At 55.2% G+C, this 20365-nt stretch carries 18 protein-coding genes; 16 read left to right on the top strand and 2 right to left on the bottom strand.

Features of this window, described 5'->3' with window-relative positions; translation table 11 throughout:
• Nucleotides 1-4 precede the first annotated feature (4 nt).
• Genes ACKI5T_RS02655 through nei form a run of 8 tightly spaced genes read left to right on the top strand, consistent with a single transcriptional unit; the run spans nt 5 to nt 6292 of the window.
• Nucleotides 5-748 (top strand): type 2 GTP cyclohydrolase I, encoded by a 744-nt coding sequence (locus ACKI5T_RS02655; protein ID WP_407435777.1) that lies wholly within the window; start codon nt 5-7, stop codon nt 746-748.
• A gap of 14 nt (nt 749-762) precedes the next feature.
• Entirely contained in the window at nt 763-1419 is a 657-nt protein-coding gene (gene pxpB / locus ACKI5T_RS02650) for a 5-oxoprolinase subunit PxpB (protein WP_407435339.1), read from the top strand.
• Nucleotides 1413-2345: a 5-oxoprolinase subunit PxpC gene (pxpC, locus tag ACKI5T_RS02645; protein WP_407435337.1), complete on the top strand. Its 933-nt coding sequence runs from the start codon at nt 1413-1415 to the stop codon at nt 2343-2345. The genes pxpB and pxpC overlap by 7 nt, the downstream gene beginning before the upstream one ends.
• Nucleotides 2335-3069, top strand: coding sequence for a 5-oxoprolinase subunit PxpA (gene pxpA / locus ACKI5T_RS02640; RefSeq protein WP_407435775.1), 735 nt, complete (start codon nt 2335-2337; stop codon nt 3067-3069). Before pxpC ends, pxpA begins: the two co-directional genes overlap by 11 nt.
• A gap of 40 nt (nt 3070-3109) precedes the next feature.
• A complete protein-coding gene (locus ACKI5T_RS02635; RefSeq protein ID WP_407435335.1) occupies nt 3110-3829 on the top strand; it encodes a DUF969 domain-containing protein in 720 nt (239 codons plus the stop codon).
• Nucleotides 3826-4821: a DUF979 domain-containing protein gene (locus ACKI5T_RS02630; protein ID WP_407435333.1), complete on the top strand. Its 996-nt coding sequence runs from the start codon at nt 3826-3828 to the stop codon at nt 4819-4821. The genes ACKI5T_RS02635 and ACKI5T_RS02630 overlap by 4 nt, the downstream gene beginning before the upstream one ends.
• A 9-nt stretch (nt 4822-4830) precedes the next feature.
• On the top strand, nt 4831-5475 hold the full coding sequence (pcp, locus tag ACKI5T_RS02625) for a pyroglutamyl-peptidase I (protein WP_407435332.1): 645 nt from the start codon (nt 4831-4833) through the stop codon (nt 5473-5475).
• Nucleotides 5476-5500: 25 nt separating this feature from the next.
• Nucleotides 5501-6292: an endonuclease VIII gene (gene nei / locus ACKI5T_RS02620; protein ID WP_407435330.1), complete on the top strand. Its 792-nt coding sequence runs from the start codon at nt 5501-5503 to the stop codon at nt 6290-6292.
• A 115-nt stretch (nt 6293-6407) separates the two neighbouring features.
• Here nei and ACKI5T_RS02615 read toward each other — a convergent pair whose 3' ends face one another.
• Entirely contained in the window at nt 6408-7691 is a 1284-nt protein-coding gene (locus ACKI5T_RS02615) for a citrate synthase (RefSeq protein WP_012016621.1), read from the bottom strand.
• A gap of 876 nt (nt 7692-8567) precedes the next feature.
• Between ACKI5T_RS02615 and sdhC the strand changes: the two genes are divergently transcribed.
• The 8 genes from sdhC (at nt 8568) to sucD (ending at nt 18332) form a co-directional block, all read left to right on the top strand.
• On the top strand, nt 8568-8972 hold the full coding sequence (gene sdhC, locus ACKI5T_RS02610) for a succinate dehydrogenase cytochrome b556 subunit (protein WP_041689345.1): 405 nt from the start codon (nt 8568-8570) through the stop codon (nt 8970-8972).
• Complete coding sequence (gene sdhD, locus ACKI5T_RS02605; protein ID WP_012016623.1) at nt 8966-9313, top strand: succinate dehydrogenase membrane anchor subunit; 348 nt, start codon at nt 8966-8968, stop codon at nt 9311-9313. The genes sdhC and sdhD overlap by 7 nt, the downstream gene beginning before the upstream one ends.
• A complete protein-coding gene (gene sdhA / locus ACKI5T_RS02600) occupies nt 9313-11079 on the top strand; it encodes a succinate dehydrogenase flavoprotein subunit (RefSeq protein ID WP_407435327.1) in 1767 nt (588 codons plus the stop codon). The genes sdhD and sdhA overlap by 1 nt, the downstream gene beginning before the upstream one ends.
• Before the next feature lie 15 nt (nt 11080-11094).
• A complete protein-coding gene (locus ACKI5T_RS02595; protein WP_012016625.1) occupies nt 11095-11811 on the top strand; it encodes a succinate dehydrogenase iron-sulfur subunit in 717 nt (238 codons plus the stop codon).
• 347 nt (nt 11812-12158) lie between these two features.
• On the top strand, nt 12159-14966 hold the full coding sequence (gene sucA / locus ACKI5T_RS02590) for a 2-oxoglutarate dehydrogenase E1 component (protein WP_012016626.1): 2808 nt from the start codon (nt 12159-12161) through the stop codon (nt 14964-14966).
• A 14-nt stretch (nt 14967-14980) separates the two neighbouring features.
• Nucleotides 14981-16210 (top strand): 2-oxoglutarate dehydrogenase complex dihydrolipoyllysine-residue succinyltransferase, encoded by a 1230-nt coding sequence (gene odhB / locus ACKI5T_RS02585; RefSeq protein ID WP_407435325.1) that lies wholly within the window; start codon nt 14981-14983, stop codon nt 16208-16210.
• An 86-nt stretch (nt 16211-16296) separates the two neighbouring features.
• Nucleotides 16297-17463 carry an ADP-forming succinate--CoA ligase subunit beta gene (gene sucC, locus ACKI5T_RS02580; protein ID WP_012016628.1) on the top strand — a complete coding sequence of 389 codons (1167 nt, stop codon included), beginning with the start codon at nt 16297-16299 and terminating at the stop codon, nt 17461-17463.
• On the top strand, nt 17463-18332 hold the full coding sequence (sucD, locus tag ACKI5T_RS02575) for a succinate--CoA ligase subunit alpha (RefSeq protein ID WP_012016629.1): 870 nt from the start codon (nt 17463-17465) through the stop codon (nt 18330-18332). The genes sucC and sucD overlap by 1 nt, the downstream gene beginning before the upstream one ends.
• Nucleotides 18333-18414: 82 nt before the next feature.
• Here sucD and ACKI5T_RS02570 read toward each other — a convergent pair whose 3' ends face one another.
• The gene (locus ACKI5T_RS02570) at nt 18415-20349 is read right to left on the bottom strand and encodes a heparinase II/III family protein (RefSeq protein WP_407435322.1); all 1935 of its coding nucleotides are present in this window, start codon (nt 20347-20349) and stop codon (nt 18415-18417) included.
• Nucleotides 20350-20365 lie beyond the last annotated feature (16 nt).

The following is a 20365-nucleotide window of genomic DNA, read 5'->3' as shown; positions in this document are numbered from 1 at the left end:
CATGATGAAAAACACCGAACTTGAACAACTGATCAACGAAAAACTGAACAGCGCCAGCTTTAGCGACTATGGCCCGAACGGCCTGCAGGTGGAAGGGCGCGACACAGTGCAAAAGATTGTCACGGGCGTCACGGCAAGCCAGGCGCTGCTGGATGAAGCCGTGCGTCTGCAAGCTGATGCAGTGATCGTGCATCACGGTTATTTCTGGAAAAACGAAGCGCCCGTGATTCGCGGCATGAAGCGCAATCGCCTGAAAACGCTGCTGGCAAACGACATCAACCTGTATGGCTGGCATTTGCCGCTGGATGCGCACTCGGAGCTGGGTAATAACGTGCAGCTGGCCGCGCTGCTTGGCATCACCGTGATGGGCGAAATTGAAGAGTTGTTGCCGTGGGGCGAACTGTCAATGCCGGTCCCTGGCCTGGAGCTGGCCTCCTGGATCGAGGCGCGTCTGGGGCGTCGTCCGCTGTGGAGCGGTGATACTGGCCCGGATCTGGTCAAACGCGTCGCCTGGTGTACGGGCGGCGGCCAGGGCTTTATCGACAACGCCGCGCGCTTTGGCGTTGACGCGTTTATTACCGGTGAAGTGTCTGAACAGACGATCCATTCCGCGCGTGAACAGGGCCTGCATTTCTATGCCGCGGGGCATCACGCCACTGAACGCGGCGGCATTCGCGCCCTGAGCGAGTGGTTGACGGAAAATACCGATCTGGACGTGACCTTTATTGATATTCCTAATCCTGCCTGATGAGAGGTACGTAAGTGCAGCGAGCGCGTTGTTATTTATTAGGCGAAACCGCCGTGGTGCTGGAGCTTGAGCCTCCGGTCACGCTGGCGACGCAAAAAAGGATCTGGCGCTTAACGCAGCGGCTAGCGGAGATCCCCGAAGTGGTGGAAGCCATTCCGGGGATGAATAACATTACGGTCGTATTACGCAATCCGCAGTCCCTGGCGCTGGATGCAATCGAACGGTTGCAACTCTGGTGGGAAGAGAGCGAGGCGCTGGAGCCGGAATCACGCTTTATCGAAATTCCGGTGGTGTACGGCGGGGCGTCAGGCCCGGATCTGGGCGAGGTGGCGCGACATGCCGGACTGTCTGAAAAACAGGTGGTCGAGCTGCACAGCGCGAATGATTACGTGGTGTGGTTCCTGGGCTTCCAGCCGGGATTCCCCTATCTGGGCGGGTTGCCGGAACAGCTGGCCACGCCGCGTCGCGCTGAGCCGCGCCTGCAAGTCCCGGCCGGTTCGGTCGGTATCGGCGGAGCACAGACCGGGATTTACCCGCTGGCCTCGCCGGGCGGCTGGCAGCTGATTGGCCATACCAGCCTGCCGCTATTTGATTCCAAACGCGATGAGCCGGTGCTGTTGCGACCGGGAGATACCGTGCGGTTTGTGCCGCAGAAGGAGGGGGTATGTTGAAAGTGATTCGCGCGGGGTTGTACACCTCGGTTCAGGATGAGGGCCGTGTCGGCCTGCGTCAGTCGGGGATCAGCTATTGCGGTGCGCTGGATAAACCGGCGTTGCAGATTGCGAATCTGCTGGTGGGCAACGATCCGAATACGGCGGCGCTGGAAATAACACTGGGTCAATGCAGCGTCGAGTTTGAGCGCGACAGCTGGTTCGCCCTGACCGGCGCAGGCTGCGACGCGACGCTTGATGGCGCAGCGGTCTGGACCGGCTGGCGATTAAAGGCTAAAGCCGGGCAGCGCCTGACGCTGAATCGCCCGTTACACGGGATGCGCAGCTATCTGGCTGTTGATGGCGGCATTGACGTACCGGAAGTGATGAACTCATTCAGCACCGATCTCAAAACGGGAATCGGCGGGTTTGAAGGCCGTTTGCTGAAAGATGGCGACCGATTGCCGCTTCGTCCAGGTTTGCGGGAATTTGCTGAAACGCAGGGGGTTAAGCAACTGCTGTGGACCAACCGCATTCGCGCGCTGCCGGGGCCGGAATACCACGAGTTTGACCAGCCTTCGCAGGATGCTTTCTGGCGTCTGCCGTGGAAGCTCAGCCCGCAAAGTAACCGCATGGGGTACCGTTTACAGGGCCAACAGCTGGCGCGCACTACCGATCGCGAAATGCTGTCACATGGTCTGCTGCCGGGCGTGATTCAGGTACCGCACAACGGCCAACCGATTGTCCTGATGAATGATGCTCAGACCACGGGGGGCTATCCGCGTATCGCCTGCATCATCGAGGCGGATATGTACCATCTGGCGCAAATTCCGCTGGGTCAGCCGATTCACTTTGTGCAGTGCACGCTGGAAGAGGCGCTCGAAGCGCGACGCGTACAGAAACAACATATCGAACAACTGGCATGGAGGCTGAATGATCGTCGTTGATTTGAATGCGGATTTAGGTGAAGGCTGCGCGAGCGATGCTGAATTATTGACGCTTGTTTCTTCCGCCAATATTGCCTGTGGCTTTCACGCCGGGGACGCGCAAACCATGCAGGCGTGCGTTCGCGAGGCGTTAAAAAATGGTGTGGCAATAGGCGCGCATCCGAGCTTTCCCGATCGGGAAAACTTTGGTCGTACGGCGATGAACCTGCCACCGGAAACGGTGTACGCGCAAATGCTGTATCAAATTGGTGCGCTAGTGGCTATCGCGCGCGCCGAAGGAGGGCAACTTCGTCACGTTAAGCCGCACGGGATGCTCTATAACCAGGCGGCAAAAGACGCCGCGTTGGCGGATGCTATCGCGCGTGCGGTTCATGCCATTAGTCCGACGTTGATTCTGGTGGGACTGGCGGGCAGCGAACTGATTCGCGCCGGGGAGCGCTATGGTTTGGTGACGCGCGAGGAGGTGTTTGCCGATCGCGGTTATCAGGCGGATGGAAGTCTCGTGCCGCGCACTGCGCCGGGCGCGCTGATTGAGGATGAAGAACAGGCGCTGGCACAAACCCTGGAAATGGTGCAACAGGGTCGGGTGAAAAGTATCACCGGGGAATGGGCCAGCGTGCAGGCGCAGACCGTCTGTCTGCATGGCGATGGCGAACACGCCCTGGCGTTTGCCCGTCGCCTGCGCAAAGAATTTGACGCTAAAAATATAAAAATCAGTGCATAACGCACAAACGCAAACACAACTTAACAACAGGAAAGAGAACATGGCAGAGACGCTATCGCTCTGGCCACTCATCGGTATCGCGGTGATTGTGGTCGGTTTTTTATTACGTTTTAATCCGGTGCTGGTGGTGATTGTCGCCGGTATCGTGACCGGCCTGGCGGCGCATATGCCGGTCACGACTATCCTCGAAAAGCTCGGCGAGGGGTTCCTGAACACCCGTAACCTGCCGTATATCCTGCTGATTCCTCTTGCGGTGATCGGTCTGCTGGAGCGCCACGGGCTGAAAGAGCGCGCGCAGGCGTGGATTGCCAAAATTCACAGCGCCACCGCGGGCCGCTTGCTGATCGTCTATCTGTTCGTGCGTGAAGCGTCAGCCGCGATGGGTCTCACTAGCCTCGGTGGTCATCCGCAGATGGTGCGCCCGTTGCTGGCACCGATGGCGGAAGGTGCGGCAGAGAAAAAATACGGCGAACTGCCGGGAGCGGTGCGTTACCGTCTGCGCGCCATGTCGGCGGCGACTGATAACGTCGGGCTGTTCTTCGGCGAAGACATTTTTGTCGCCTTTGGCGCGATCATCTTTATGCATAACTTTATGCTTGAGTCTGGCGGTATTCAGACCGAGCCGCTGCACATTGCCTTGTGGGGCATCCCGACGGCGATCTGTGCCTTTATCATTCACGCCACTCGCCTGTGGCGGCTGGATAAGCATCTTGAACGTGAGCTGGCGAAAACCACGCCTACGCAGGGAGATGCCTCATGAATTTCCAGCAAAGCTATTTGTACTGGCTGGCAGGGCTGATCCTGCTGATCGTCGCGGTGATGTCATTTCGCGATAAAGCTAATCCGCGCCGCGTGACGACTGGAATATTCTGGGGTATTTACGGCCTGATGTTCCTGTTGGGTGACTGGACGTATCAGCTGGTGGGCGATAAGCGCACCGTGCACATTGCGGTGGGCGTTGCGGTGGTGGGGCTGGCACTGATTGCCGGTTTCGGCGGCGTGCGTCTGGGCAGCTATCATCAACGCAAGCAGGAAGAACGTGAAGCCAGCGCAACGCGTCTGGGTAACCGACTGTTCTTTCCGGCGCTCGCCATTCCCGTGGTGACCGTTGTCGGCGTGCTGATGTTCAACAATATTCCTGGAATGCAGGAAACGCTGTTTGGGCCAGGCAACCATTCGACGCTGGTGACGCTGTTTTCCATGACCGTTGGCTCGCTGATTGGTCTGGCGATGGCGGTAAAAATGACGCACGAAAAAGTGCATCAACCGCTACAGGAGGCGCGTCGTCTGCTGGACTCCATCGGCTGGGCGTTTATCCTGCCGCAAATTCTGGCGACGCTGGGGCTGTTGTTTACCGCCGCAGGCGTGGGCGATGGAATTTCCTGGCTCACGAAAACCTATCTCGCGGTAGATAGCCGCTTTATCGCCGTGGCGGTCTACGCGATTGGCATGGCTGTGCTGACGATGGTGATGGGCAATGCGTTTGCCGCGTTCCCGATTGTGACGGCGGGGATCGGTATTCCGATTCTGGTGCTGCAACACGGCGGTAATCCGGCCGTGATGGCGGCGATTGGGATGTTCTCCGGTTATTGCGGAACGCTGATGACGCCGATGGCGGCGAACTTCAATATTGTGCCCGCTGCGCTGCTGGAATTGCCGGATAAAAATGCGGTGATTAAGGCGCAGATACCGACCGGCGTGCTGTTGCTGATCGTCAACGTGTTCCTGATGTACTTCCTGATGTTCTTATAAGGAGGCGCGATGCGTCATATTTTAGTCACCGGTTTTGAGCCTTTTGGCGGTGAGACCGTTAACCCTTCCTGGGAAGTGGTTAACCAGCTCGAGGGGATGACCATTGATGACTGTCGCGTGGTGACGCGGCAGTTGCCTTGCGTGTTTGGCGAGTCGCTAATGGTGCTCAATTCTGCTATCGACGAATTGAATCCGACCGTGGTGATTGCCGTTGGGCAGGCGGGCGGTCGTGTGGATATTACCGTCGAACGTGTCGGCATAAACGTCGATGATGCGCGTATTCCTGATAATCGTGGGCAGCAACCGATTGATGTCGCCATTGTGCCCGACGGGCCTGCGGCGTGGTTTAGCTCGCTGCCCATTAAAGCAATGGTGGCGGCGATGCGCGAAAAAGGCATTCCCGCTTCAGTGTCGCAGACGGCGGGGACATTCGTCTGTAATCACGTGATGTATGGTTTGCTGCATAAAATCCGTGAACGCACGAACGTGAAGGGCGGGTTTATTCATATTCCGTACTTACCGGAACAGGCCGCGGCACATGCTGGCGCACCGAGTATGGCGGCACAGACGGTGAAAGCGGCGCTGAAAATCGCCTTGACCGTGGCGCTGCGTCAGTCATCTGACATCAACGCCGTGGGCGGCGCAACGCACTAACGATGCACTAAAAAAGGATGTAAACATGCCAGAAGGACCGGAGATCCGCCGTGCGGCGGATAGCCTGGAGGCGGCGATAAAAGGCAAACCCCTCACCAATGCGTGGTTTGCTTTTCCTCAGTTAAAATCTTTCGAGTCGTCGTTAATTGGGCAAAAAGTCACGCAGATTGAAACGCGTGGCAAAGCGTTGCTGACGCATTTTTCCCATAACCTGACGTTATATAGCCACAATCAACTTTATGGAGTCTGGCGGGTGGTTGATGCAGGTGAGCACCCACAAACTTCAAGGATATTGCGCGTCAGGCTGCAAACGGCGGATAAAGCGATTTTACTCTACAGCGCATCTGACATAGAGATGTTAACGCCGGAGCAACTGCTCACTCACCCCTTCCTGCAACGCGTCGGGCCGGATGTACTGGATATGCGATTGACGGCAGAAGAGGTGAAAGCGCGTTTGTTGTCGCCGAAATTCCGCAATCGACAGTTTTCAGGATTGCTGCTGGATCAGGCCTTTCTTGCCGGATTGGGCAATTATTTGCGTGTCGAAATTCTCTGGGAAGTGGGGCTGGCGGCGCAGCGTAAGGCTTCCCAGCTCAGCGAGGAACAGCTTGATGCGCTTTCACATGCCTTGCTGGAAATTCCGCGTCTGTCGTACAACACGCGTGGCGTGGTGGATGACAATAAGCATCACGGCGCGTTGTTTCGCTTCAAGGTGTTTCATCGAGAGGGCAAAGCCTGCGAGCGGTGCGGCGGGGTGATTAAACGCAGCACGCTTTCTTCAAGACCGTTTTACGGGTGTCCGGGGTGTCAAAAGTAAAACGATAACCTAAGGGTTACCGTTTTTGATATTTTCACATTATCCCGGTGAGAGGGCATCCGATCGTACAAATAAAAAACGCGCCAGCCGGCGCGTTTTTAACAGACAAATCGAATTATTGCTTGATGTCTGATTTGAAATCACGCTGCTCGTAGCCGGTGTACAGCTGACGAGGACGGGCGATTTTCATGCCGTCGGTGTGCATTTCGTTCCAGTGTGCAATCCAGCCCACGGTACGCGCCATGGCAAAGATCACGGTGAACATGGTAGACGGAATGCCCATCGCTTTCAGAATAATGCCAGAGTAGAAATCGACGTTCGGGTACAGTTTTTTCTCGATAAAGTACGGGTCGTTCAGCGCGATGTGTTCCAGCTCCATCGCCACTTCCAGCAGATCATCTTTCGTACCCAGCTCTTTCAGCACTTCGTGGCAAGTTTCACGCATGACGGTTGCGCGCGGGTCGTAGTTTTTGTAAACACGGTGGCCGAAGCCCATCAGACGGAAGGAGTCATTTTTGTCTTTCGCACGACGCACGAATTCAGGAATGTGCTCAACAGAGCTGATCTCTTCCAGCATCTTCAGTGCGGCTTCGTTCGCGCCACCGTGTGCCGGTCCCCACAGGGAGGCGATACCGGCAGCGATACAGGCGAACGGGTTCGCGCCTGAAGAGCCTGCGGTACGGACGGTGGAGGTCGATGCGTTTTGCTCGTGGTCGGCGTGCAGGATCAGAATACGGTCCATCGCGCGCTCAAGCACCGGATTAACCTCGTAAGGCTCGCACGGCGTGGAGAACATCATGTTCAGGAAGTTGCCTGAATAGGAGAGGTCGTTGCGCGGATAAACGAATGGCTGACCGATAGAATATTTGTAACACATCGCCGCCATGGTTGGCATTTTGGACAGCAGGCGGAACGCTGCGATGTCACGATGGCGTTGGTTATTGACGTCCAGCGAGTCATGGTAGAACGCCGCCAGCGCACCGGTAATACCGCACATCACAGCCATCGGGTGAGAGTCACGACGGAAGGCGTGGAACAGACGGGTAATCTGCTCGTGAATCATGGTGTGGCGAGTGACGGTCGTCTGGAATTCATCGAACTGTGCCTGCGTCGGTTTTTCGCCGTTCAGCAGGATATAGCACACTTCCAGATAGTTGGATTGAGTGGCTAATTGATCGATGGGGAAACCGCGGTGGAGCAGGATACCTTCGTCACCGTCGATGAAGGTGATTTTGGATTCGCAAGATGCGGTAGAAGTGAAACCAGGATCAAAGGTAAACACCCCTTTTGAGCCCAAAGTACGAATATCAATAACATCCTGACCGAGCGTGCCTTTTAGCACATCCAGTTCAATAGCAGTGTCACCATTTAGGGTGAGCGTTGCCTTTGTATCAGCCATTTACGGTCTCCTTAGCGCCTTATTGCTTAAGACTGCCAAAACACTTCGTTTTCACGCTATCTCTGCGTTGGCAACGCCACGAAACCGGGTCACACCGCGATGGATGATGCCTCGGATTCACCGACTTGCCGCCTTGATCTAGGGCGAATGACGTTGTGTTGGGATTTGCATTCAGCTGTTAATCACCGTTACCAGTTTGTTATTTGGCTTGCCGCTCAGCTCGCGAGGAGAAACCAGGGTACAGAGCTATGGCGCCTTGCAGGTAAACGAATGAAAAATCAGAGAAACAACAGCAAATCAGTGTCTTCGCAGTCCGAATTATTCAAACCTGTATACCACTAATAACTGTCCTGATAACTTCGGTCAATACCATCACACTGTTACATAACTAAATCTCAGGTGAAAGAGAGACCTCATAACTTTTGCGCATTATATGCCTTTTCCGCTGACGTTTGTAACAATATTGTTTAATCTTTGTCAAATCCGATGATTAAAATTTAAAATAATGTTGTTATCGTGACTGTGATCACTGTTCCGCATAAAACCCGACAAACTGTATGTAGGTTAATTGTAATGGTTTTGTGAACGACCTATACTGCCGCCAGGTCTCCGGAACACCCTGCAATCCCGAGCCACCCAGCGTTGTAACGTGTCGTTTTAGCATTTGGAAGCAATGTTTTGCATGACGCGCAGTTATAGAAAAGGACGCTGTCTGACCCGCATCGCAGCCGGAGTAAGGAAATCCCATAGTCTTTCACGCTACAGGTGCGTTGGCTGCGCCCGCTCACCCCGGTTACATAGTTCACTATGATCTCGGGTTTCCCGGACTTGCCGCCTTCCTGTTACGCGAAATCCAAAGGGAATAATAAGAACAGCATGTGGGCGTTATTCATGATAAGAAATGTGAAAAAACAAAGACCTGTCAATCTGGATCTGAAAACGATCCGGTTCCCTGTAACGGCAATAGCGTCCATTCTCCACCGTGCATCCGGTGTGATTACGTTTGTGGCGGTCGGCATTTTGCTGTGGTTACTGGGAACGAGCCTCTCTTCTCCTGAAGGATTCCTCCAGGCTTCGGCCATCATGAGCAGCTTCTTCGTGAAATTTATCATGTGGGGCATTTTGACCGCGCTGGCATTCCACGTGGTTGTGGGTGTTCGCCATATGTTGATGGACTTTGGTTATCTGGAAGAAACATTCGAAGCAGGGAAACGCTCTGCCTATATTTCGTTTGCCATTACTGTCGTGTTTTCAATTCTCGCAGGAGTCCTCGTATGGTAAGCAACGCCTCCGCATTAGGACGCAACGGCGTACATGACTTTATTCTGGTCCGCGCTACCGCCATCGTCCTCACGCTTTACATCATCTACATGATCGGTTTCTTTGCGACCAGCGGCGAGCTGACGTGGGAAATCTGGAGCGGGTTCTTCGGATCTGCCTTCACCAAAGTGTTCACCCTGCTGGCGCTGTTCTCAATCCTTATTCATGCCTGGATTGGCATGTGGCAGGTGTTGACCGATTACGTTAAACCGTTGGCGATTCGCCTGCCTCTGCAACTGGCTATCGTCGTTGCTCTGGTGGTTTACGTTATTTATGGATTTGTTGTGGTGTGGGGTGTGTGATGAAACTGCCAGTCAGAGAATTTGATGCTGTTGTGATTGGTGCGGGTGGCGCAGGTATGCGCGCAGCACTGCAAATTTCCCAGAGCGGCCAGACCTGTGCGCTGCTCTCAAAAGTTTTCCCAACCCGCTCGCATACGGTTTCTGCCCAGGGTGGCATCACCGTTGCGCTCGGTAATACCCATGAAGATAACTGGGAATGGCACATGTATGACACGGTGAAAGGCTCCGATTATATCGGTGACCAGGACGCCATTGAATATATGTGCAAGACCGGCCCTGAAGCGATTCTCGAGCTTGATCACATGGGCCTGCCATTCTCCCGTCTGGATGATGGCACCATTTATCAGCGTCCGTTTGGCGGCCAGTCGAAGAACTTCGGCGGCGAGCAGGCGGCACGTACCGCCGCAGCGGCTGACCGTACCGGTCACGCGTTGCTGCACACGTTGTATCAGCAGAACCTGAAAAACCACACCACGATTTTCTCCGAGTGGTATGCACTCGATCTGGTGAAAAATGAAGATGGCGCAGTGGTCGGGTGTACCGCGCTGTGTATCGAAACCGGGGAAGTGGTTTATTTTAAAGCGCGCGCAACAGTGCTGGCCACCGGCGGTGCAGGCCGTATTTATCAGTCCACCACGAACGCGCACATCAACACCGGTGACGGCGTTGGTATGGCGATCCGCGCCGGTGTTCCGGTGCAGGATATGGAAATGTGGCAGTTCCACCCGACCGGTATCGCTGGTGCGGGCGTACTGGTCACAGAAGGCTGTCGTGGTGAAGGCGGATATCTGCTGAACAAACACGGCGAGCGCTTCATGGAGCGTTACGCGCCAAATGCTAAAGACCTGGCGGGTCGTGATGTGGTGGCGCGTTCCATCATGATCGAAATCCGTGAAGGCCGTGGCTGCGACGGCCCATGGGGTCCGCATGCCAAACTGAAACTCGATCATCTGGGTAAAGAGGTTCTGGAATCCCGTCTGCCGGGCATCCTGGAATTGTCCCGTACCTTTGCTCACGTTGACCCGATCAAAGAGCCTATCCCGGTTATCCCAACCTGCCACTACATGATGGGCGGTATTCCGACCAAAGTGACCGGTCAGGCGTTGACCGTGAATGAGCAGGGCGAAGACGTGGTGATTCCTGGCCTGTTCGCAGTCGGCGAAATCGCCTGCGTATCGGTACACGGCGCTAACCGCCTGGGCGGTAACTCTCTGCTCGACCTTGTGGTGTTCGGTCGTGCGGTGGGGATACATCTGCAAGAGTCGATTGCCGAGCAGGGTGTCTTGCGTGATGCGACTGAGGCGAATATTGACGCTTCTCTTGAGCGCCTGAACCGCTGGAATGGCAACCGTGACGGTGAAGATCCGGTCGAAATCCGCAAAGCGCTGCAGGAATGTATGCAGCACAACTTCTCGGTCTTCCGTGAAGGTGACGCGATGGCGAAAGGGCTTGAGCAGTTGAAAGCCATCCGCGAGCGTCTGAAAAATGCGCGCCTGGATGATACCTCCAGCGAGTTCAACACCCAGCGCGTTGAGTGTCTGGAGTTGGATAACCTGATGGAAACCGCCTACGCGACGGCTGTATCCGCAAACTTCCGTACTGAAAGTCGTGGCGCGCATAGCCGCTTTGACTATCCGGATCGTGATGATGCTAACTGGCTGTGCCATTCCCTGTATCTGCCAGAGTCGGAATCCATGACACGACGTGAAGTCAATATGGAACCGAAACTGCGTCCGGCGTTCCCGCCGAAGATTCGTACCTATTAATGCGGAGACAGGACAATGAAACTCGAATTCTCAGTTTATCGTTATAACCCGGATGTCGATGACGCTCCGCATATGCAGGATTACGTCCTGGAGGCGGAAGAAGGTCGCGATATGATGCTGCTTGACGCATTAATGCTGCTGAAAGAAAAGGATCCGACACTGTCGTTTCGTCGTTCCTGCCGTGAAGGGGTGTGTGGCTCCGACGGTCTGAACATGAACGGCAAAAACGGTCTGGCCTGTATCACCCCGATTTCAGCATTGCAGCGTGCGGGACAGAAAATTGTTATCCGTCCTTTACCTGGTCTGCCGGTCGTGCGCGATTTGGTGGTGGACATGGGACAATTCTATGCACAATATGAGAAGATTAAGCCTTACTTGTTGAATAATGGGCAAAATCCACCGGCTCGCGAGCATTTACAGTCGCCAGAACAGCGTGAAAAACTCGATGGTCTGTATGAGTGTATTCTTTGTGCATGTTGTTCGACGTCTTGTCCGTCCTTCTGGTGGAATCCGGACAAGTTTATCGGCCCTGCGGGTCTGCTGGCTGCGTATCGTTTCCTGATCGATAGCCGCGATACCGAAACCGATAGTCGTCTGGAAGGGTTGAGTGATGCTTTCAGCGTATTCCGCTGCCATAGCATAATGAACTGCGTCAGTGTATGTCCTAAAGGACTGAACCCGACGCGCGCCATCGGCCACATTAAGTCGATGCTGTTGCAACGCAGTGCATAAGTAAGAAGAGGGGAGCGTTTTCCCCTCGCCTGACCCTCTCCCAACAGGAGAGGGAACGGAAAAGCAGGAAATCTTTAAAAACCGCCACATGGCAGTTCCAGTCATCGAGTCGTTCTGAGCGAGACAAGACGGCAACTGAGCGCATTCCCAGGAGCATAGTTAACTATGTGACTGGGATAAGCGAAGGCAGCCAACGAAGTCGCAGACTGAACGACAAAGATGAATGGCAGTTTTTAAAGGTTCCTTCGCGAGCCAACAAGAGCTCGCAGGTGAACCCCGGCACGTACACGAGGTGTGCGTGGTAGTTTCTACGGCGAAATAAGCATAAACATGCTTAAGGGATCACGATGCAGAACGGCGCAATGAAAGCCTGGCTGGACTCTTCTTTCCTCTCTGGTGCAAACCAAAGCTGGATTGAACAGCTCTATGAAGACTTCTTAACCGATCCTGACTCAGTGGACGCTAACTGGCGTTCCATGTTCCAGCAGTTACCTGGAACGGGAGTCAAACCGGATCAATTCCATTCCAAAACACGTGATTATTTCCGTCGTCTGGCGAAGGATGCCTCACGTTACTCCTCCTCGATCTCTGACCCTGATACCAATGTGAAGCAGGTTAAAGTCCTGCAGCTCATCAATGCTTATCGCTTCCGCGGTCACCAGCATGCGAACCTCGATCCGCTGGGGCTGTGGCAGCAAGAACGTGTCTCGGATCTCGATCCGGCTTACCACGATCTGACCGAGGCCGATTTCCAGGAAACCTTTAACGTGGGCTCTTTTGCCAGCGGCAAAGACACGATGAAGTTGGGCGAACTGCTTGACGCGCTTAAACAAACCTACTGCGGCTCGATCGGTGCGGAATACATGCACATCATGTCTACCGACGAAAAGCGCTGGATCCAGCAGCGTATTGAGTCAGTAGCCGGCCGTCCGAGCTTTAGCACGGATGAGAAAAAGCGCTTCCTGAATGAACTGACTGCAGCGGAAGGCCTTGAGCGTTACCTTGGTGCGAAATTCCCGGGTGCAAAACGCTTCTCTCTGGAAGGTGGCGATGCGTTAGTGCCGATGCTGAAAGAGTTGATCCGCCATGCGGGCAACAGCGGTACTCGCGAAGTGGTGCTGGGTATGGCGCACCGCGGTCGTCTGAACGTGCTGGTCAACGTGCTGGGTAAAAAACCGCAGGACCTGTTCGACGAATTTGCAGGCAAACATAAAGAACATCTCGGTACGGGCGATGTGAAGTACCACATGGGCTTCTCGTCTGATATCGAAACCGACGGTGGTCTGGTTCACCTGGCGCTGGCGTTTAACCCGTCGCACCTGGAGATCGTCAGCCCGGTGGTTATTGGTTCCGTTCGTGCGCGTCTGGACAGACTCGACGAGCCAAGCAGCAATAAAGTGCTGCCAATCACCATTCACGGTGATGCCGCGGTAACCGGGCAGGGCGTGGTTCAGGAAACCCTGAACATGTCTAAAGCGCGTGGTTACGAAGTGGGTGGTACGGTTCGCATCGTTATCAACAACCAGGTGGGCTTTACGACCTCTAACCCACTGGATGCGCGTTCCAGCCCGTACTGTACCGATATCGGTAAAATGGTGCAGGCGCCGATCTTCCACGTTAATGCCGATGATCCGGAAGCGGTCGCTTTCGTGACCCGTCTGGCACTGGATTTCCGCAATACGTTCAAACGCGATGTGTTCATCGACCTGTTCTGCTATCGCCGTCATGGCCATAACGAAGCGGACGAACCGAGTGCAACTCAGCCGCTGATGTATCAGAAAATCAAAAAGCATCCGACGCCGCGTAAGATCTACGCTGACAAACTGGAAGCTGAAAAAACGGCGACGCTGGAAGATGCCACTGAGCTGGTGAATCTTTACCGTGATGCGCTGGACGCGGGCGAATGTGTGGTGAAAGAGCTGCGTCCGATGAATATGCACTCCTTTACCTGGTCGCCGTACCTGAACCACGAATGGGACGAGAGCTACCCGAACAAGGTTGAAACTAAGCGCCTGCAAGAGCTGGCGAAGCGTATCAGCACCGTGCCAGACGCTATCGAAATGCAGGCGCGCGTGTCGAAAATCTACACCGATCGTCAGTCCATGGCGGCAGGTGAGAAGCTGTTTGACTGGGGTGGCGCAGAAAATCTGGCCTACGCCACGCTGGTCGATGAAGGCATTCCGGTACGTCTTTCCGGTGAAGATGCGGGCCGTGGCACGTTCTTCCACCGCCATGCGGTGATTCACAACCAGACTAACGGTTCAACGTACACCCCGCTGCAGCATGTGCATAACGGTCAAGGGTCGTTCAGAGTCTGGGATTCCGTGCTGTCTGAAGAAGCCGTGCTGGCCTTCGAATACGGTTACGCCACGGCTGAGCCGCGCACGCTGACCATCTGGGAAGCGCAGTTTGGTGACTTTGCCAACGGTGCGCAGGTGGTTATCGACCAGTTTATTAGCTCCGGCGAGCAGAAATGGGGCCGGATGTGTGGCCTGGTGATGCTGCTGCCGCACGGCTACGAAGGACAGGGCCCAGAGCACTCCTCTGCGCGTCTGGAACGTTATTTGCAACTCTGCGCTGAGCAGAATATGCAGGTTTGCGTGCCGTCAACGCCAGCGCAGGTTTACCACATGCTGCGTCGTCAGGCGCTGCGCGGTATGCGCCGTCCACTGATTGTGATGTCGCCGAAATCTCTGCTGCGTCACCCGCTGGCGGTGTCGACGCTCGATGAACTGGCGAACGGTGCCTTCCAGCCAGCGATTGGCGAGATTGATGCGCTGGATCCGCAGGCCGTGAAGCGTGTTGTGATGTGTTCTGGTAAGGTTTATTACGACCTGCTTGAACAGCGCCGTAAAAACGATCAGAAAGATGTCGCCATCGTGCGCATCGAGCAGCTTTATCCGTTCCCGCACCAGGCGGTGCAGGAAGCGCTGAAACCGTACGCACACGTACATGATTTTGTCTGGTGCCAGGAAGAGCCGCTTAACCAGGGCGCATGGTACTGCAGTCAGCATCATTTCCGTGATGTGATTCCATTTGGGTCTGGTCTGCGTTATGCAGGTCGCCCGGCCTCCGCTTCACCCGCGGTAGGGTATATGTCCGTTCACCAGAAGCAACAGCAAGATCTGGTCAATGACGCGCTGAACGTCGATTAATTAAAGGATACATAATGAGTAGCGTAGATATTCTTGTTCCCGACCTGCCTGAATCCGTGGCTGACGCAACGGTAGCGACCTGGCATAAAAAACCGGGCGATAGCGTTAAGCGCGATGAAGTGCTGGTAGAAATCGAAACTGACAAAGTGGTACTGGAAGTACCGGCATCGGCGGATGGCATTCTGGATGCAGTGCTGGAAGATGAAGGCACGACCGTGACCTCTCGCCAGATCCTGGGTCGCCTGCGTGAAGGCAATAGCGGTGGTAAAGAGTCCAGCGCCAAGTCTGAAAGCAAAGAGTCCACGCCGGCTCAGCGTCAGCAAGCCTCTCTGGAAGAGCAGAGCAACGATGCACTTAGCCCAGCGATCCGTCGCCTGCTGAGTGAACATAACCTCGAAGCCAGCGCTATCAAAGGCACTGGCGTGGGTGGCCGTCTGACGCGTGAAGATGTTGAAAAACATCTGGCGAAAGCACCAGCCAAAGAAGAAGCCAAAGCGCCGGCAGCCGCGCCTGCTCCAGTTGCCGCACAGCCTGCTCTGGGTGCACGTAGCGAAAAACGCGTGCCGATGACGCGCCTGCGTAAGCGTGTGGCTGAGCGTCTGCTGGAAGCGAAAAACTCCACCGCGATGCTGACGACCTTCAACGAAGTCAACATGAAGCCAATCATGGATCTGCGTAAGCAGTACGGTGATGCGTTTGAAAAACGCCACGGTATCCGTCTGGGCTTTATGTCTTTCTATGTGAAAGCGGTTGTTGAAGCGCTGAAACGCTATCCGGAAGTCAACGCGTCTATCGACGGCGAAGACGTGGTGTATCACAACTATTTTGACGTGAGCATGGCCGTTTCTACACCGCGTGGCCTGGTGACCCCAGTTCTGCGTGATGTGGATACCCTGGGCATGGCTGACATCGAGAAACGCATCAAAGAACTGGCCCTGAAAGGCCGTGACGGCAAACTGACCGTTGAAGACCTGACTGGCGGTAACTTCACTATTACCAACGGCGGTGTGTTCGGTTCGTTAATGTCTACGCCAATTATCAACCCGCCGCAGAGCGCGATCCTGGGCATGCACGCCATTAAAGATCGTCCAATGGCGGTCGACGGTAAAGTAGAGATCCTGCCAATGATGTACCTGGCGCTCTCTTACGATCACCGTCTGATTGATGGCCGTGAGTCGGTTGGTTATCTGGTGGCGATTAAAGAGCTACTGGAAGATCCAACTCGTCTTCTGCTGGACGTGTAGTTTTTGCAGTATTGCCCGGCAACACAGCGTTTGCCGGGCCTATAAAAAGCCTCACCTAACGATTACCTGAAGGATGGATAGAACACATGAACTTACATGAATATCAGGCCAAACAGCTGTTTGCCCGGTATGGCTTACCGGCTCCGGTGGGTTATGCTTGTAATACCCCACGCGAAGCAGAAGAAGCCGCATCTAAAATCGGTTCCGGCCCTTGGGTAGTTAAGTGTCAGGTTCACGCTGGCGGTCGCGGTAAAGCGGGCGGCGTGAAAGTGGTTAAGAGCAAAGAAGAGATTCGTGCTTTTGCCGAGCATTGGCTTGGCAAACGCCTGGTGACGTATCAAACAGATGCGAACGGCCAGCCGGTCAATCAGATTCTGGTGGAAGCGGCGACCGATATCGCCAAAGAATTGTACCTTGGCGCAGTGGTAGACCGTAGCTCACGTCGCGTGGTGTTCATGGCGTCTACCGAAGGCGGCGTGGAAATCGAAAAAGTGGCGGAAGAAACGCCTCACCTGATTCACAAAGTGGCTATCGATCCGCTGGCAGGCCCTATGCCTTACCAGGGACGCGAGCTGGCATTCAAACTGGGTCTGGAAGGTAAACTGGTTCAACAGTTCACCAAAATCTTCATGGGCCTGGCGAAGATTTTCCTCGAGCGCGATCTGGCACTGATCGAAATCAACCCGCTGGTTATCACCACGCAGGGCGATCTGATCTGCCTCGATGGCAAACTCGGCGCTGACGGAAACGCACTGTTCCGCCAGTCTGACCTGCGCGAAATGCGTGACCAGTCTCAGGAAGACCCTCGTGAAGCGCAGGCTGCACAGTGGGAACTGAACTACGTGGCGCTGGATGGCAACATCGGTTGCATGGTTAACGGTGCGGGCCTGGCAATGGGCACCATGGACATCGTTAAGCTGCACGGCGGCGAGCCGGCTAACTTCCTCGATGTGGGCGGTGGCGCAACCAAAGAGCGCGTGACCGAAGCGTTCAAAATCATTCTCTCTGACGACAAAGTTAAAGCCGTTCTGGTGAACATCTTCGGCGGTATTGTGCGTTGCGACCTGATCGCTGACGGCATTATCGGTGCGGTCGAAGAAGTGGGTGTAAACGTCCCGGTTGTGGTTCGTCTGGAAGGGAACAACGCTGAACTCGGCGCGAAAAAACTGGCTGACAGCGGCCTGAATATTATTGCAGCGAAAAGTCTGACGGATGCAGCTCAGCAGGTTGTTGCCGCCGTGGAGGGGAAATAATGTCCGTTTTGATTGATAAGAACACTAAAGTTATCTGCCAGGGCTTCACCGGTAGCCAGGGGACTTTCCACTCCGAACAAGCGATTGCTTACGGAACGCAGATGGTTGGCGGTGTAACGCCAGGCAAAGGCGGCACCACGCATCTGGGCCTGCCGGTGTTTAACACCGTGCGTGAAGCCGTAGAAGCAACGGGCGCTACCGCGACCGTTATCTACGTTCCGGCTCCGTTCTGCAAAGATTCCATTCTGGAAGCCATCGACGCAGGCATTAAGCTCATCATCACCATCACCGAAGGCATCCCGACGCTGGATATGCTGACCGTGAAAGTGAAACTGGATGAAGCGGGTGTGCGCATGATTGGCCCGAACTGCCCTGGTGTTATCACCCCAGGCGAATGCAAAATCGGCATCATGCCTGGCCACATTCACAAGCCGGGCAAAGTGGGTATCGTTTCTCGCTCCGGTACGCTGACCTATGAAGCGGTTAAACAGACCACGGATTACGGTTTTGGCCAGTCCACCTGTGTGGGCATTGGCGGTGACCCGATCCCTGGCTCTAACTTCATCGACATCCTGAAGCTGTTCCAGGAAGATCCGCAGACCGAAGCGATCGTGATGATCGGCGAGATCGGCGGTAGCGCGGAAGAAGAAGCGGCTGCGTATATCAAAGATCACGTGACCAAACCTGTTGTGGGTTATATCGCGGGTGTGACTGCGCCGAAAGGCAAACGTATGGGCCACGCGGGCGCTATCATCGCGGGTGGTAAAGGCACTGCGGATGAAAAATTCGCTGCGCTGGAAGCGGCAGGCGTGAAAACCGTTCGCAGTCTGGCGGATATCGGCGACGCGCTGAAAGCTATCATTAAGTAAATCCTCTCTGCTCTTCGGAAGGGGAGCTTTGACATAATAAATGTCCGTTTCGACATGGTTGGCCGCTGAAAAGCGGCCTTTTTTATGCCTGGTATTCCCGCTGCAAACCTTTATCCGTCACGATGATTTCACCTTCGTGTAACTCAATTTTTACTTCACTTTCGCCACTTAAATCCGTCACAAACACCCAGCAAACACGCGTGTCGTGGCTGCGCAAAATCAGATACTCCAGTTCAGACGTCGAGGGATTGTCCGGCCCTTTGGCCTGAATGATGTGCGCGTTGCTGAGCGAAAAACAGCTGATTGTCACGGGCTTATCAGCCTGAAAGCGTAAGTCAGTCTGACCATTCAGTGGCATTTCCGTGGCCTGGTGGACGTAGGGATAACACAGGCTAATCCCGGTTTGTGGCCTATACGGCTGGAATTCACCGCGAATCAGATAGATCGCATCCACGCACTGGGCGTGCGGGTTCTCGACATCCCACCGGTCGATAAGCAGATTCTCCGTGACCTGCACGCTGCGGCGGAAAACTACATCGCGGTAGGCGTCCTCATCCCACTCTACGCGCGTTTTGCTGTCCGGCAGGGCGGCGGGGGATCTCCAGTCCACTTCGGTAATCAGGCGCGTAGCAGCAGCTGTTTCCTCATACCGAATTACGCGCGGGACGGCGGGCGGCTGGTTCAGCCCGTTCAGGCATAATGTATTGTGTGAAAAAGAGTTTTTGTAGTAGCCGTAGTGCAGCGGTGCGCCGTAGCCCGTGGTGCCGAGATCGGGAAACAGTGCTTTGCCCCGGTTGAGAACGATCAGGTTCAGACGATCGTAATGATCGTGCTCCCCGCCGTAAGGACCGTGTTTGATACACACCGCCCGTCCGGGCGCGTTTCGGATCAGGGTAAAACCTGCGCCGGGATGGTGCTCGCTGGTGGTCGGAGCTTGCAGGGCGTCAGCGGGCAGCGGCTGGCCGTAAAACAACGCGTCGATATGATTGCGCGGCGTGGTGCGATAGAGACAGGCCAGCAGCTGCCCGTACGCCTCTTCGCCATAATAAAAATATGCGAATTCATAGATATCCGCATGACCGAGCCGCTCCTGGCCGTTCACGCAATCATTCACTTTCGGCAGCGTCATATCCGGTAGCAGGAATTGCATCGGCAGGCTGAGCATCTGCGGATAGAACGGCTGATCCAGCAGGCTAAACGCGCTGTTTTTCGCCAGTTTCTCAAAAGCGAAAAAGGCTTCCAGGGCGTAGTAGTGATAGTGCAGCGAGCCTTCAAACCATAATCCGCCCGGCAGCAGGGCGTGCTCCAGCTGATAACGCAGGCCGTAGGGGCTGTTAACGGCAAACTCCAGATAAGCATTCTCTTCCAGCACGGCGCCGATGATGCCGACGGTGGCGCTGATCTTCACTTCATGGTTGTGGATCTGATTGCTGCGGTGCTGCATCAGAAACTCTGCGCCGCAGCGGAGCAGACGGGTGGCTATGTATTCGTCCTGTTGGGCTGTCAGTTCGCAACGAATCAGATCAAAACCGCGGGCAAAATCGGCATGACAGTTCGCCTCGCACAGCGTCTGGGCGTTGGCTTTGCCGGGGCCGTTGTAGGGAATACCGCCATGCTCCTGATAATCGGGATAGTACTTCGCATACTGCATCAGAATATCGATGACTTTATCCCGGTAGAGCGTCTCGCCGGTGAGCAGCCACAGCAGGCTCAGTTCATAGGTTGCTTTCGCGTTCAGCCCGTTGAGCCAGCGCCACCAGGCGCCGTAGTACGGTTCGCCGGTAAAAACGGCCCCGTCCACGGGGCAGCGATGTTTGTTGGGGGAGTGCCGGTTCCACTGCAGACGCACGCTGTGTTGCGGGCAGAAAAAGTAGTGGTTCCAGGTGGCGCAGCCGGTTTCGGGCACCAGCGTGTCGCTGTTGATGACGTCGCGGTTGCCCTCAATCAGCCCGGCGAGGATCGCCGGGGTCACGTTTCGACGGGCGGCGGCAAGTTGTTCTGCGGTAAATTGTTTCACTCTGCACCTGTACCCG

The organism is Lelliottia sp. (assembly GCF_045627565.1).
Classification (GTDB): Bacteria; Pseudomonadota; Gammaproteobacteria; order Enterobacterales; family Enterobacteriaceae; genus Enterobacter.
This window is presented reverse-complemented; position numbering and strand designations above follow the sequence as displayed.